Here is a 15,030-nt window from a genome sequence, read left to right as displayed (position 1 = left end):
GGGTAACGTGTTTACACGTTAGGGCCAGCATTTTTGATGGCTTCAGACACTTTATATTTTGCAAAGTTATCACTGAACTCTTGTGCTAGTTGTTGTGCATATTTGTCATACTCAGCTTTATCTGCCCAAGTGTTGACTGGGTTTAACAAAGCAGTATCAACACCCGATACACTAACAGGCACGTTTAAATTCAGTTTATCGATATAAACGGTTTCAACATCTTTTAGCTCACCACTGACAATAGCATCCACAATGGCGCGAGTTGTCGGGATATCAAAACGTTTACCTACACCATGTGGACCACCGGTCCAGCCAGTGTTAACAAGGTAAACTTGGCTGCCAAACGACTCAATACGTTTCATGAGTAGTTCAGCATACACTCCTGCTGGACGTGGGAAGAATGGTGCACCAAAACACGTCGAGAAAGTTGACTGAATTGCAGACGTTGAGCCCATTTCTGTCGAGCCAACTTTCGCGGTGTAACCCGATAAGAAATGATATGCAGCTTGTTCTTTGCTTAATATCGACACAGGCGGTAATACACCTGATACATCGCAGGTTAAAAACACTACTGCATGAGGTTCTGCACCACGGTTATCTTCTTTACGTTGAGCGATATGCTCTAAAGGATAAGCGGCACGGCTGTTTTCAGTCAGGCTAGTATCTTTATAATCAGGTACTCGATGTTCATCAAGCACCACATTTTCGAGTACGGTACCGAAACGAATCGCATCCCAAATCACAGGTTCATTTTTTTGGCTAAGGTCGATACATTTTGCATAGCAACCACCTTCGATATTAAATACGCCACCAGGTGCCCAGCCGTGCTCATCATCACCGATCAGGAAACGTTTTGGATCAGCTGAAAGAGTGGTTTTACCGGTACCCGATAAGCCGAAGAATAATGTGGTATCACTATCGTGGCCGACGTTGGCCGAACAATGCATGGGTAACACACCTTTAGCGGGTAATAAGAAGTTTTGCACCGAGAACATCGACTTCTTCATTTCACCTGCATATTTCAACCCTACAAGCAGTACTTTTCGCTCGGCAAAGTTCAGAATAACAGCGGCTTCAGAGTTTGTACCATCACGTTCAGGTTCGCAGACAAAACCTGGCGCATTGATGATTTGCCACGTGTCTTTATTACCACGATTAAAGGTTTCTGGAGCGATAAATAAATTACGAGCAAACAATTGATGCCACGCGAACTCAGTGGTTACACGTACAGGAATGTAATGTTCATCATCAGCGCCAACTTCGAGTTCTGACGTAAACAGTTCTTTGTCTGCAAGGTAGGCTTCTACCCGGCCCCATAACGCATCAAATTTGCCAGCATCAAACGGACGGTTTACTTTGCCCCATTCAATATCGGCTTCAGTGTTTGCCTCTTTGACGATAAACCGGTCATTAGGTGAACGACCCGTTCTTTCCCCTGTCTTGGCCACTAAGGCACCATTTGCGGTCAGCTGACCTTCTCCACGAAGAAGCGCGATTTCTACTAACTGTGCTGTCGTAGGGTTGAGGTGAACGCGGTTAGATACATCCGCCATAGTGTTGATCTCCATGTCTTTTAGGTCGTGTTTCGCAGTGAAAAGCTATTGGGGGTTAGGTATTCAAACTTAGCTTGTTATTATTTTTGCGCGATGGCTATAAGCTAGTGTAGGGATTGTAACGTAAGTTAATGCCGCGGTAACGAACAGTTTGGTAATTTTTTTGAAAGTTTTTGGCGTTTGATGTTTTCTTTAGACGGTTAAGGCATAAAAAAAGCGCATTGCGCGCTTTTTCTGTAAGTGGTTACGTTGTGGGTAACGACATTGATTACTGCTGTGACTGGCTGCTATGACTACCAGAATATAACGCTGCAATATCTATCGCATCAAAAGAGTACTTTGCTGTGCAATACTCACAATCCATCTCGATTTTCCCTTCCTCAGCTAGAATCTCTTCAACTTCAGTTTGGGGTAACGTTTTGATTGCTGCAGCACTGCGATCACGAGAACAGCTACATTTAAAAGTAACATCAACAGGATCAAATAAGCGTACTTCTTCTTGATGATACAAGCGATGTAATACCTGTTCAGCATCAAGAGTGAATAACTCTTCTGCTTTAATGGTCGAGGTCAATGCTGAGAGATGTTCAAAGTCGTCAGTATTACCCGATTTTGCTGGTAATACTTGCAACAACATTCCTGCCGCTTGTTTGCCGTTAGCAAATAACTGTATTTGGGTAGGTAGCTGCTCTGATTGATTAAAATACTCTTCTAAGCAAGCTGCTAGATTGACATGGTCTAATGATACAATACCTTGATAACGTTCACCTTCATCAGGCGTTAACGTAATGACCATGTAACCTTTACCGAACATTTGTTGCAAGCTTGCATTGGCAGCAATATCACCGTTCCAACGTGCTACACCGCGTAATACTTGCTTATTGTTACCATTAATTACCGCTAAAGAAACCGGGCCATCGCCTTGTAACTGCACGCTAATGTCACCGCTAAACTTGATCGTTGCCGTGAGTAATGATGTTGCGGCCATTAACTCGCCGATTAGGGCTTGTAAGGCAACCGGATAGATATGTGCAGAAAGCACTTCTTGGTAACTGCTTTCTAATTGGACTATCTCGCCTCGCACATCGGCATTATCAAAAATGTAGCGATGTAAAATATCGTTGTTCATTTGCATTCTCTTACTTTTTGGGCGCCTAGTAATCTTTTAAGCGCATAATCTGTCGTCGTTGTTTTTTATCCGGTTTATGGTCTGGTGCCGGATTGTTCAAAATATTTAGCCGTCGGGCTTCAGCGTTTATAATCCGTTTGCTAATACTCTCTGGTGTTTCTTCGTATAGGGTTTGCGCTACATTAGCACTTTGTCTATGGCCAGATAATTGAAGGACAATAATCTCTTTATCATCATTACCTTGGCGAAGGCGGATTTTTGCACCCGCTTCAGCATTCTTACTGGATTTAGTCCGTTGACCGTTGTAATGTACTTTACCGCCATTGATCATGTCTTTTGCGATAGCGCGGGTTTTATAAAAACGTGCCGCCCATAACCATTTGTCGAGCCGAATAAAGCTTTTGTCGGGCTGATTTTGAGTCACATGACCTCCAAAACAGGGATGATTTCACAGACTGAGTAACCTAACTGCCATACAATGTGTGTATTATCGTAATAGAGGGCAATATTATGGCTCTTTTTATGGGCGCAAAGTTAGCATATTTGATGGAGATTCGCCAATCGATATGCTCTGGGGTTGTTGCTTTATCCTGTGTGGGTTAGCATGACGGCTACACATATATTTTCGCATTTTATTAACAATTAGAACAGAGACCTGTACCAAGTCGTATAGAGGGTCCAATAACATATGGATTTATTAGATAAACTGATCACCAACGCTGCAAAAATACCACATAAGCTATTGAGTATGATTGTATTTTGGCTTGGACTGGTCATCGTGTTGCTACTCGCTGCACAGATCACATGGAAGTTGATGCCAATATCGTCGCAATCTGCGGTGTGGCAACCATCCCCCATCTCAGCAGGCACTGCAAAGCGTATTGAGCTTGCCGGTGTACGTAACCTATTGCTTTTTGGTCGCTTAGACAACAATAGCAATAAACCCAAAGCTGAAGTCGTAGAGCAAATCACCGATGCGCCTAAAACAAACTTGTCTATTCAATTGACGGGAGTTGTTGCATCCACCGAGGAAGCTCAAGGTTTAGCGGTTATTGAATCAAGTGGGCAACAAGAAACTTATGGTTTAGGCGATAAAATCAAAGGGACTTCTGCTTCTTTAAAAGAGGTTTATGCTGACCGGATTATTATCAGTAATGGTGGTCGTTACGAAACCTTAATGCTTGATGGTCTTCAATACACCACACAAGGTGCAGCAAACTCACAGCTACAACAAGCCAAGGTCGATCAACAGGTAACCCGAGTTGATCGTCGTGATAATCAACGTTTTTCTGAAGATTTGTCTAATTCTCGTGATGAGTTGTTAGCAGACCCAAGTAAAATTACAGACTTTTTAGCTATTTCACCGGTACGTAATGGCGATGAATTAGCGGGTTACCGTTTAAATCCTGGTAAAGATGTCGCGTTGTTTAAGCAAGCGGGTTTTCAGGCTAATGATTTAGCAAAATCAATAAATGGATTTGATCTGACCGATATGGGTCAGGCATTAGAAGTGATGGCACAACTGCCTGAGCTCACCGAAATGGCTGTCATGGTTGAGCGTGAAGGGCAGTTGGTCGAAATCATGTTTAGTTTGCCAGAATAATTTGGCGTTAGAGGATTGAGTAGAATGAATAATAAAGGGATCCGACATAACATTATTGCTGGAATGCTTATGGGCGCTGCAATGATAGCGGCACCGAGTGCTTGGTCGGAACAATATGCCGCCAATTTTAAAGGCACTGACATTCAAGAATTTATTAATATTGTCGGTAAAAACCTCAATAAAACCATTATTGTAGATCCAACAGTACGTGGCAAAATTAATGTCCGTAGTTACGATTTACTTAATGATGATCAATATTACCAATTCTTCCTTAACGTACTTCAAGTGTATGGTTATGCAGTGGTTGAAATGGAAAACCACGTCATTAAAGTCATTAAAGACAAAGACGCCAAAATGGCTTCTATTCGTGTCGCCGATGACAAAGCACCTGGTGTTGGTGACGAAATGGTCACCCGAATTGTTCCTTTATACAATTCTGAAGCGAAACAACTTGCTCCATTACTTCGCCAGTTAAATGATAATGCTGGTGGCGGTAACGTTGTTAACTATGACCAATCAAACGTGTTAATGATTTCTGGTCGTGCAGCGGTAGTGAACAAATTGGTAGAGATTGTCCGCCGAGTTGATAAGCAAGGCGACACCGACGTACAAGTCGTGGCCTTAGATTATGCCTCTGCAGGAGAAATTGTTCGCATAGTCGATACCTTATATCGCTCAAGTGCTAACCAATCACAGCTGCCTGGCCAAGCACCTAAAGTGGTGGCTGATGAACGCATGAATGCGGTTATTGTCAGTGGCGATGAAAAAAGCCGTCAACGTGTAATCGAACTCATTAAACGCCTCGATGCTGAACAGGCGAGTACGGGTAACACCAAAGTACGTTATTTACGTTACGCCAAAGCAGAAGACTTAGTTGAAGTATTAACTGGGTTTGCACAAAACTTACAAGATAATAAAGAGGGTGCCAGTACTCAGCAAGGCAACTCAAGTAAGCGTCGTAGTGATATCAATATTATGGCCCACAGCGACACTAACTCACTGGTCATTAGTGCTGAACCAGATCAACTGCGTACCATTGAAAGCGTCATTAATCAGCTTGATATTCGCCGTGCTCAAGTGCTCGTTGAAGCCATTATTGTTGAAATCGCTGAAGGCGATAATGTTGGTTTTGGAGTGCAATGGGGCAGCGAAGCGGGTGGCTTAACGCAGTTTAACAACATTGGCCCAACCATTGGTGAAGTCGGTGCCGGTGTGTGGTCTGCACGCGAAACTGATGGCACTACAGTAACAGTAGGCAATTCAGATGGCGGCTCTACTACCACTACCAATCCAACCTCTGATGGGGATTACACTTTAATCGCGCAAGCATTAGGTAAAGTGAATGGTATGGCGTGGGGCGTGACCACAGGTAACTTTGCGGCGTTAATCCAAGCTGTGTCGAGTGATACAAATTCAAACGTACTCGCAACACCGTCTATTACCACACTAGATAACCAAGAAGCGTCGTTTATTGTTGGTGATGAAGTGCCGATTATTACCGGTTCAACTTCAAGCTCTAACAATGATAATCCATTCCAAACGGTAGAACGTAAGGAAGTCGGAGTTAAGCTAAAAGTGGTACCGCAAATTAACGAAGGTTCGTCAGTTAAATTAACTATCGAACAAGAAGTGTCGGGTGTTAATGGTAACACTGGTGTCGACATCAGTTTCTCTACTCGTCGTTTAACGACCACGGTTATGGCAGATTCTGGCCAAATTGTAGTGCTGGGTGGATTAATTAACGAAGAAGTACAAGAAAGTATTCAAAAAGTCCCAATTCTTGGCGATATTCCTTTTATAGGTCATTTATTCAAGTCTTCTTCTAGTAAGAAAACGAAAAAGAATTTAATGATTTTCATTAAGCCCACCATTATTCGTGACGGTATGACAATGGAAGGGATTGCCGGTCGTAAATATAATTATTTCAGAGCATTACAGCTGGAACAACAAGCTCGTGGTATTAATTTAATGCCAAATACTCAAGTCCCGGTTCTTGAAGAATGGGATCAAGAGGCTTACTTGCCAGATGACGTGAATGACATGCTTGATCGCTATAAAAGCGGCAAAGGGCTGAGCACCGATATACGTGATTCAGATCCAGCCTTGCGCACTATCGATGAAAACATGCAAAAGGACAAGGCTCAAAACAATGACTGATAGCGTGATGACAGAACCATTAGCCCAAGTATCTAGTGAAGTTGCCATGGAAGTTGTTGAAGGTGATGAGGTTTTTCATTCGACGAGTAAAGAGCGCTTGCCGTTTGCCTTCTCGCACCGCTTTCAATTGGTGTTAGCGAAAGAAAACGAGCAGCTTTGTCTCTTCTACACTGATAACACACCGCTTAGTGCCATGTTAGAAGTACGACGCTACTCGGGTGTTGAGTTACCGTTAATTAAGCTAGAAGTGGCAAAGTTTGAAGCTAAACTGACGCAAGCATATCAAGCTAATTCTTCAGAAGCCCAACAGCTTATGGAAGATATTGGTAACGAAATGGACTTGTTTACCCTAGCTGAAGAACTGCCACAAACGGAAGACTTGCTTGAAGGCGATGATGACGCGCCGATTATTAAGTTAATTAATGCGCTGTTATCGGAAGCGATTAAAGAAGAAGCCTCAGATATTCACGTCGAAACCTACGAGAAACAATTAATTGTTCGTTTCCGTATTGATGGCGTGTTGAAAGAAGTATTAAAGCCAAATCGTAAATTATCGTCTTTATTGGTGTCGCGTATTAAAGTGATGGCACGTTTGGACATCGCCGAAAAACGCCTACCACAAGATGGGCGTATTTCGTTACGTATTGCGGGTCGTGCTGTCGATGTGCGGGTATCAACTATGCCATCAAGTCATGGTGAGCGTGTGGTAATGCGTTTATTAGATAAAAATACCGGCAACTTAGACTTACAACAACTGGGTATGACACCTGGCATTCGTGAAAAATTCGATGAATTAATTCGTAAGCCACACGGCATTATTCTTGTAACAGGGCCGACAGGTTCTGGTAAAAGTACTACCTTGTATGCCGGGTTAACGGAAATCAATTCTAAAGATACCAATATTTTAACCGTTGAAGATCCTATTGAATATGAGTTAGAAGGCGTTGGTCAAACTCAGGTAAACACTAAGGTCGACATGACTTTTGCGCGTGGATTACGCGCAATTTTACGTCAAGATCCAGATGTGGTGATGATTGGTGAAATTCGTGATTTGGAAACGGCGCAAATTGCAGTGCAAGCATCATTAACCGGTCACTTAGTGATTTCAACCTTACATACCAATACCGCATCAGGGGCAATAACCCGCTTGCAAGACATGGGCGTAGAACCCTTTTTAGTGTCATCAAGTTTGCTTGGCGTGCTTGCACAACGCTTAATTCGGACATTATGCCCACAGTGTAAAGAAGCACATGAGCCTGATGAGCGTGAACGCGAGTTGCTGGGTATTACCGCAAACGACACACGTATTGTTTATCGCGCTAAAGGTTGTAAGGCCTGTGGTCAAAATGGTTATCGTGGTCGAACAGGTATTCATGAGTTACTTACCGTTGATGACAATGTCCGTGAGTTAATTCATGGAGGCAGGGGCGAATTAGCCATTGAAAAATATGTACGTAAATCGATTCCAAGTATTCGTCATGACGGCATGAGTAAAGTACTCACAGGTGTGACAACGCTAGAAGAAGTATTGCGCGTTACGCGCGAGGAGTAATCAATGGCGGCGTTTGAATACAAAGCCCTTGATAGTAAAGGCAAGCAACAAAAAGGTGTGATAGAAGCTGATACTGCGCGTCATGCAAGAAGCCAGCTGCGTGAGCAGCGCCTTATGCCGCTAGAACTTCAGCCTGTCAGTGAGAAAGAAGCCCGTTCACAGCGTGGCGGTTTTAATTTAGCCTCCCTATTTAAAAAGCGTATTTCTGTTGCCGAATTGGCATTGATTACGCGCCAAATAGCGACATTAGTGGCCGCAGGCTTACCCATTGAAGAAGCGTTAAAAGCGGTGGGGCAACAGTCTGAGAAAGATCGCTTAGGTAGCATGATTATGGCGGTGCGTTCTCGGGTGGTTGAAGGTTACAGCTTAGCTGACTCAATGGCCGAATTTCCGCATGTGTTTGATGACTTATACCGCGCAATGGTAGCCTCGGGTGAGAAATCAGGCCATTTAGAAGTGGTACTTAATCGACTTGCCGATTATACCGAGCGTCGTCAGCAACTCAAATCCAAGCTTACTCAAGCAATGATTTACCCTATTGTATTAACCGTGGTCGCTATTGGTGTTATTGCGGTGTTATTGGCAGCTGTGGTGCCAAAGGTTGTTGGGCAGTTTGAACACATGGGCCAAGAATTACCCGGTACAACTCAGTTCTTGATTCTCGCCTCTGATTTTGTACAACATTGGGGGGTTGTGGTCGTACTGCTTATCTTTGCTGCTATGGTGATGTTTCAGCGACTGCTGACTAATCCGATTATGCGGATGAAATATGACACAGCCCTTTTGAAAATGCCCGTTATTGGCAAAGTAAGTAAAGGCCTGAATACCGCCCGATTTGCGCGAACATTAAGTATTTTGTCAGCCAGCTCGGTACCATTACTTGATGGGATGCGTATTGCCAGCGAAGTTTTACAAAATGTTAAGGTGCGTGCTGCTGTTGATGAGGCTACGGCGCGAGTCCGTGAGGGAACTAGTTTAGGCACGGCGTTGACTAATACTAAGTTATTCCCGGCAATGATGTTGTATATGATTGCATCGGGTGAAAAAAGTGGCCAGCTAGAAAACATGCTAGAACGCGCAGCAGACAACCAAGACCGAGAGTTTGAGTCGAACGTAAATATTGCATTAGGAGTATTTGAACCAATGCTAGTCGTGAGTATGGCATCGGTTGTATTATTTATTGTAATGGCCATTTTACAGCCTATTTTAGAGTTAAATAACTTGATCAGCGGTTAGGTTTGAAGTTATGGATTTTTGTAGGGTAAGCGTAAACCAAGATTTATAGCTGATTTTACGCATGAATATATAGACAATTTTTAGAGGAAGTAATTAATGCAACATAATAATAAACAACGTGGTTTCACCTTACTCGAAGTAATGGTGGTGATTGTTATTTTAGGTATTTTAGCGTCAATGGTTGTGCCCAATTTGATGGGTAACAAGGACAAAGCCGATCAACAAAAAGCGGTATCAGATATTGTGGCGTTAGAAAATGCATTGGATATGTATAAGTTAGATAACAGTATTTATCCAACCACAGAACAAGGTCTTGATGCGTTGGTGCAAAAGCCTAACTCGTCACCAGAGCCGCGTAATTTCCGTGAAGGTGGGTATGTTAAGCGTTTACCACAAGATCCATGGCGCAGTGACTATTTACTATTAAGCCCTGGTGAAAATGGCAAAATTGACATCTTCAGTGCAGGACCAGATGGACAACCAGGTTCTGAAGACGATATCGGAAGCTGGAATTTACAAGATTTCCAATAAGATGATTCATCATCGTCAAGCCGGTTTCACTTTATTAGAGGTGTTAATTGTGGCATTGCTAATGGGTTTGGTTGCCTCTGCGGTAACCATGTCTATTAGTGTTGCTGGGCCGGAACAAATGCTCAAAAAACAGGCGCAACGTTTTATGACTGCCACTGAGATGGTGCTTGATGAAAGCGTCTTAAGCGGTCAGTTTATTGGCATTGTGATTGACGAAGATCAATATCAGTTTGTGTTTTATAAAGAAGGCAAATGGATGCCAGTTGATCAAGACCGGCTATTATCGGCCAAAAAAATGGATGCAGGTATTACTTTAGATATTGTGATCGATGGCATGCCATTAGTTCAAGAAGACGAGCAAAATGAATCTTGGTTTGATGAACCTTTTATCGACGAAGAGAGCGAAGAAGAAAAAAAGAAACATCCTGAACCGCAAATTTTATTGTTTCCCAGCGGAGAAATGACTCCCTTTGAGTTGGGTTTTAATACGATTAATGACGACCGTCAGCCAGTCAATGTGCTGGTTGTGGGTGACGCGTTAGGCCGTTTAACATTAGGGCGTGTAGATGAATAAACTCACATCACATCGACGCCCTCAATACGGGAAAGTTAACCGCTCAGGTATTAATAACTTAGGTATTAGTCGCTCATGTGTTAGTCACTCTGGCGTTAAAAGCTTACGCGGTAAGAATCGTGGTATGACCTTACTTGAAGTTATCGTTGCTTTAGCGGTGTTTTCCATTGCAGCGGTATCGGTTACCAAAAGTTTGGGCGAACAAATGGCGAACATGCCCATTTTAGAAGAACGAACGTTAGCGCAATGGGTAGCCAGTAATCAAATGGTCGACGTGCGTTTACCTGGTACCTTTCCTGATATAGGCCAAAAAACGGGTCAGTCAGAACTTGCGGGCCGCGAATGGTATTGGCGCCAAGAAGTGATTAAAACCACCGATGATAAATTTAGAATGATCCGTATTAGCGTCAGTGACGACGACAAATTTAAACGCGTAGTGGCTCAGGTAAGCAGTTATGTCCATAACAAAGCCTAGGTATTTCAGCGGCTTTACCTTACTCGAAATGCTTATCGCGATTGCGATTTTTGCCATGTTGGGTATCGCGGCAAACTCAGTATTGTCGACGGTAATGAAAAATGATGAAGTGACCAAAGAGTTTGCTACTCGGCTTAAGTCATTACAGCAAGGTTTTGGTGCGTTAGAACGTGATTTGGGCCAAATGGTAGCGCGTAGCCCTAGATTATTTGAAGGTGATCGTGGCAGCCGTTTTTTTCAGGCTGGCGATAATATCCTCGACTCTGAAACCGAAGCACTGGTATTTTACCGTTTGGGCTGGTTAAACCCCGATGGCATGTTACCTAGAGGCAGCCTGCAATCGGTTGCCTATGTGGTTCAAAATGGCCGTCTTGAGCGTTGGTATTATCCTTATCCTGAACCTGTATCAGGTGCTGAGCCATTAAAAAGCATGGTTATTGACCATGTGCTGTCAATTGAGTATTCGTTTTATATGGATGATAAATGGCAGAAGCAAGTTGATGGAACCGTGATGCCAAAAGGGATTGCGATGGAAATAGAATTAGAAGGTTTGGGTAAAATTCAGCGTCGTTTTTTACTGCCTAAAGGTGCACCAGCAACTAAGTCTGACAAAGACAGTGGCAACAACCGTAACGGTTCAAATAGTAAAGATGAAAATGAAACCGATGATGGGAAATCCTCATAATGGGCGGCCAAAAGCAACGCGGGGTTGCATTAATAGTAGTGATGCTAATTGTTGCTATGGTGGTGATTATTGCCACCAATATTAGTAGTCGCAATCAGCTTTCAATGCGTCGAACGCTTAATTTAGCCCAATACGACCAGGCTTATTGGTATGCCCTTTCTGCTGAAGAGCTGGCGATGAAAGTGCTCAAGCAAGATTTTGAAGATTCAGAAGGAACCGTACATTTACAACAGTATTGGGCCTTGGCCAATGTGGCTTTTCCAGCTGAATACGGTGAAATTGTCGGTGAAATACAAGATATGCGATCATGCTTTAATGTTAATGCCGTCGGTCAAGCATCGAATGAAATTGAAAATGGTCAGCCCAAAATGACCGTCGCAGCTATACAGTTCCAATCGCTGTTGATCAGTTTAGGCGTTGATGAGTTTGGCGCCGAGCAATTAACGTCAACCCTTAAAGATTATATCGACGAAGATACGTTATCAGGCCCATATGGTGCTGAAGATGCCGAATATGAATCGCGTAATGTGCCATATCGTGCGGCCAATACCTTGATGCAGCATCGCAGTGAGTTACGTGCAGTGTTAGGATTCAACCAAGATGTTTACCTGAATCTTTTACCTTATGTATGTGCAATACCTGGTGAAGACAGTCAGCTATTAAATGTAAATACCATTAAGGTTGAGCAAGCAGCTTTACTGACAGCAATGTTAGAAAATAAAATATCAGTCGGCGAAGCTGAAAATGTTATTAACAATCGTCCAGCGGATGGATATGAAAAAATTGAAGAGTTTTGGGAAGGTTCATCACTCAGTGGTATAAAGATTGAAGCAAATGTAAAGTCGAGTTTTGTGGTTGATAGTCAGTACTTTTTATTGAAGGCTGGTGCCAAAGTCGATACTGCAATATTTCGAATGGATAGTGTCCTGAAGCGTAATGGTAAAGATTTAGATGTGCTCACCCGTCAGTATGGTGGCCAACAATAATAACAAATTCATTGCGTAACAATGCGTATTGAGATCGGTGGAGAATAAACAGTGTCTGAACGGCTATTTATCCGGTTAGGAAAATCATCAGAACACCCATGTTCGTGGCTAGTATGGTCAGAACAAGAGCAAGAGATCATCGCTTCTGGTGAATTATCTGATGCCGCCAGTCTCAGCACTTTAGCTGAGCGTGCGGGTAATCGTCCTGTTGATGTACTTGTGCCTGCGGCCAACATGACATTGACACAAATTATGTTGCCCGAAAAAGGTCAACGCCAAGCATTAAAGGCGTTGCCATACATGTTAGAGGAATCATTAGCGACGAATGTAGACAATATGCATTTTGTTGTTGGGCCTCGTGAAGGTGAGCAGCTTAATGTGGCTGCTGTGGCGCATGAGCAAATGCAAATATGGCTTGAATGGCTCCATCATGCAGGCTTAAAAGTAAAACGTATCGTGCCAGATTGTTTAGCGTTGCCGTTAGAGCAATGTCGCTGGGCGGCAATGAGTGTTGGTAGTGAGTATTTAATCCGAACGTCTGAAGGTGGCGGTGTTAGCGTGCCTAAAGCATGGTCTGCATTTGCACTTCCACACCTATTAACAGCTGCAAAACCTAATGATAATGAGTCAATTAGTGTTGCAAGCTACAGTGACGATATTGTATTTGAAGGCGTGGAAATTAATAACAAGCCACTCGATTTACCTATGATGGTATTAGCAAAAGGCATTTTGAACGCCCCAATCAATTTGCTAAGTGGCATTTATAAACCTAAGCATGAATACAGTAAGCAGTTACTCACCTGGAAAAATACGGCGATTGTGGTGATGATTGCGATTGTTTTAGCCTTAGCGAATAAAGGCATCGCCATTCATCAACTGAATAACCAGACCGCTGAGCTGCAAGCTCAAAGCGAAATGATTTTTAAACAAGCTGTACCGGGTGTAAACCGTATTGTTAATATGCGCTCACAAATGGGCAGTGAATTACGCAGCATGCAAGGCCAAGGTGGCGGTGCAGTATTTTTTGAAATGCTAGATGGTTTAAAGCCAGCGTTTAGTAAGGTGCCAGAACTTAAACCGAACACTTTGCGTTACGAAGCCAATCGTAATGAGCTACGAATGCAAGTGACAGCAAAAACGTACGGCCAAATAGATACATTTAAAGAGCTTGTTAGCAAAGACTATCTTCTCGAAGGTGGTGCCATGAACAGTAGCGAAGAAAGCGTTACCAGTACGCTGACGTTAAGGAATAAATAACATGGAAAACATGCGTAGTTGGTGGCAAGGTTTAGCCATTAGAGAACAACAACTTGTTGGTTTTTGTGCTGCAGTATTGGTGATAGGCATCATTTATTGGGGCATTTGGACACCGATATCGAATGCTCAAGAAACTGCCCAACGTGATAACAGCGCAGCGCAGCAAACGTTAAATTATGTTAAACAAACCGCCAATAAAATAGCGGGTCTGAAACAAGCGGGTGCGCAAGCTAAAGTTCGTGGCAGTTTAAGTTCTTTGGTAAATCAAACAGCTGGACAATATAAGTTAGAGATCACTCGCATGCAGCCGCAAGACGATAAAATTCAGCTATGGATGGATGACGTGCCATTTGATGCGTTACTGGGTTACTTGCATGACTTAGTAGAGCAAAAGGGCTTAACGTTAGACAGCGTAGATCTAACCGAATCAGACGTTGCTGGCTTTGTAAAAGTAAGACGTATTCAGCTTTCTCAGTAAGGATTTTTTGTGAGCTTATTTTCAAAAATAGTCATTGGCGTCATTATTTACCTCGCGTTTTTATTGGTTTATTTACCGGCGAACTGGTTAGTCAGTATCGCTCCGTTACCTAATAATGTGGTTATCACAGGTGCTGAAGGTACACTTTGGCAAGGAAAGGCGGCGTTAATTACCATTGATCAACGCCAAATAGAACACGTTAGTTGGCAGTTAAGTCCATGGGGATTACTGCTTGGTAAAGCCGATATCGATTTTAATATCGGTAATCGAGCGACGGCTGTTAGTGGTAAAGGTAGTGTGAGTTGGTCGTTATCTGGGCTGACTGCCAAAAATATTCGCCTTGATTTACCTGATAGTCTTTTACTAGCGGGCGCCCGTTTACCTTTTAAAACCCAAATTGATGGCGATGTGAGTTTAATGGTTGCAGTGCTAGAGCAAGGTAAACCATGGTGTGAACAATTAAACGGTAAATTATTTTTAAATAATACTAACGTTAAAAATCAATATGGCGTGTACCCTTTAGGTAACATTTCATTGGGGCTCAGTTGCCTTGATGGGCAATTACAAATTGCCACTGATGAAACCCAAAACGTATTAGGCTTAACGGGAACCGTTATTTTAGGCGAGTCAAACTTGGTTAAAGTGAGTGCTAAAATTAAACCGACCGATGCCCAACCTAAAGATTTACGTGATTCGTTATCCTTTTTAGGTCGACAAGACAGCCAAGGGTATTACCCTATTAACTATCAAGGCGTTGTGCCTGGCTTGTAAAATCGGTTGATATTTGAATAACTAATGCCTTGATATCACTATC

At 42.9% G+C, this 15,030-nt stretch carries 15 protein-coding genes; 12 read left to right on the top strand and 3 right to left on the bottom strand.

What is annotated here, in order from left to right; all coding sequences use genetic code 11:
* Window positions 1-11 precede the first annotated feature (11 nt).
* From AAEY98_RS16595 to hslR, 3 genes are all read right to left on the bottom strand, one after another.
* Window positions 12-1,568 carry a phosphoenolpyruvate carboxykinase gene (locus AAEY98_RS16595; protein WP_350979382.1) on the bottom strand — a complete coding sequence of 519 codons (1,557 nt, stop codon included), beginning with the start codon at window positions 1,566-1,568 and terminating at the stop codon, window positions 12-14.
* A gap of 253 nt (window positions 1,569-1,821) precedes the next feature.
* Window positions 1,822-2,682, bottom strand: coding sequence for an Hsp33 family molecular chaperone HslO (gene hslO / locus AAEY98_RS16590; RefSeq protein WP_162022010.1), 861 nt, complete (start codon window positions 2,680-2,682; stop codon window positions 1,822-1,824).
* A 25-nt stretch (window positions 2,683-2,707) separates the two neighbouring features.
* A complete protein-coding gene (gene hslR, locus AAEY98_RS16585; protein WP_162022011.1) occupies window positions 2,708-3,106 on the bottom strand; it encodes a ribosome-associated heat shock protein Hsp15 in 399 nt (132 codons plus the stop codon).
* A gap of 264 nt (window positions 3,107-3,370) precedes the next feature.
* On the opposite strand from hslR, the gene gspC reads away from it, so the two are divergent.
* From gspC to AAEY98_RS16525, 12 genes are all read left to right on the top strand, one after another.
* Window positions 3,371-4,285, top strand: a complete 915-nt coding sequence (gene gspC / locus AAEY98_RS16580) for a type II secretion system protein GspC (RefSeq protein ID WP_335692597.1) — start codon at window positions 3,371-3,373, stop codon at window positions 4,283-4,285.
* A gap of 24 nt (window positions 4,286-4,309) precedes the next feature.
* Window positions 4,310-6,442 (top strand): type II secretion system secretin GspD, encoded by a 2,133-nt coding sequence (gspD, locus tag AAEY98_RS16575; protein ID WP_101087411.1) that lies wholly within the window; start codon window positions 4,310-4,312, stop codon window positions 6,440-6,442.
* 7 nt (window positions 6,443-6,449) lie between these two features.
* Complete coding sequence (gene gspE, locus AAEY98_RS16570) at window positions 6,450-7,994, top strand: type II secretion system ATPase GspE (protein ID WP_502959651.1); 1,545 nt, start codon at window positions 6,450-6,452, stop codon at window positions 7,992-7,994.
* A 3-nt stretch (window positions 7,995-7,997) separates the two neighbouring features.
* The gene (gene gspF / locus AAEY98_RS16565) at window positions 7,998-9,230 is read left to right on the top strand and encodes a type II secretion system inner membrane protein GspF (protein WP_101087409.1); all 1,233 of its coding nucleotides are present in this window, start codon (window positions 7,998-8,000) and stop codon (window positions 9,228-9,230) included.
* Window positions 9,231-9,326: 96 nt separating this feature from the next.
* The gene (gene gspG, locus AAEY98_RS16560) at window positions 9,327-9,761 is read left to right on the top strand and encodes a type II secretion system major pseudopilin GspG (RefSeq protein ID WP_059745209.1); all 435 of its coding nucleotides are present in this window, start codon (window positions 9,327-9,329) and stop codon (window positions 9,759-9,761) included.
* A 1-nt stretch (window position 9,762) separates the two neighbouring features.
* Window positions 9,763-10,335 carry a type II secretion system minor pseudopilin GspH gene (gene gspH, locus AAEY98_RS16555; RefSeq protein ID WP_101087408.1) on the top strand — a complete coding sequence of 191 codons (573 nt, stop codon included), beginning with the start codon at window positions 9,763-9,765 and terminating at the stop codon, window positions 10,333-10,335.
* 64 nt (window positions 10,336-10,399) lie between these two features.
* Window positions 10,400-10,810, top strand: coding sequence for a type II secretion system minor pseudopilin GspI (gene gspI / locus AAEY98_RS16550; RefSeq protein WP_351018320.1), 411 nt, complete (start codon window positions 10,400-10,402; stop codon window positions 10,808-10,810).
* Complete coding sequence (gspJ, locus tag AAEY98_RS16545) at window positions 10,791-11,495, top strand: type II secretion system minor pseudopilin GspJ (RefSeq protein ID WP_101087407.1); 705 nt, start codon at window positions 10,791-10,793, stop codon at window positions 11,493-11,495. The genes gspI and gspJ overlap by 20 nt, the downstream gene beginning before the upstream one ends.
* The gene (gene gspK, locus AAEY98_RS16540) at window positions 11,495-12,481 is read left to right on the top strand and encodes a type II secretion system minor pseudopilin GspK (RefSeq protein ID WP_101087406.1); all 987 of its coding nucleotides are present in this window, start codon (window positions 11,495-11,497) and stop codon (window positions 12,479-12,481) included. Before gspJ ends, gspK begins: the two co-directional genes overlap by 1 nt.
* Window positions 12,482-12,532: 51 nt before the next feature.
* Complete coding sequence (gene gspL, locus AAEY98_RS16535) at window positions 12,533-13,738, top strand: type II secretion system protein GspL (protein ID WP_192116490.1); 1,206 nt, start codon at window positions 12,533-12,535, stop codon at window positions 13,736-13,738.
* Between the two features lies 1 nt (window position 13,739).
* Window positions 13,740-14,216 carry a type II secretion system protein M gene (locus AAEY98_RS16530; RefSeq protein ID WP_351018239.1) on the top strand — a complete coding sequence of 159 codons (477 nt, stop codon included), beginning with the start codon at window positions 13,740-13,742 and terminating at the stop codon, window positions 14,214-14,216.
* Window positions 14,217-14,225: 9 nt separating this feature from the next.
* Window positions 14,226-14,987: a type II secretion system protein N gene (locus AAEY98_RS16525; protein WP_351018236.1), complete on the top strand. Its 762-nt coding sequence runs from the start codon at window positions 14,226-14,228 to the stop codon at window positions 14,985-14,987.
* Window positions 14,988-15,030 lie beyond the last annotated feature (43 nt).

Source organism: Shewanella sp. AC91-MNA-CIBAN-0169 (assembly GCF_040310165.1).
Classification (GTDB): Bacteria; Pseudomonadota; Gammaproteobacteria; order Enterobacterales; family Shewanellaceae; genus Shewanella.
The sequence above is the reverse complement of the archived record's forward strand: the minus strand, read 5'-3'. Positions and strand labels throughout refer to the sequence as shown.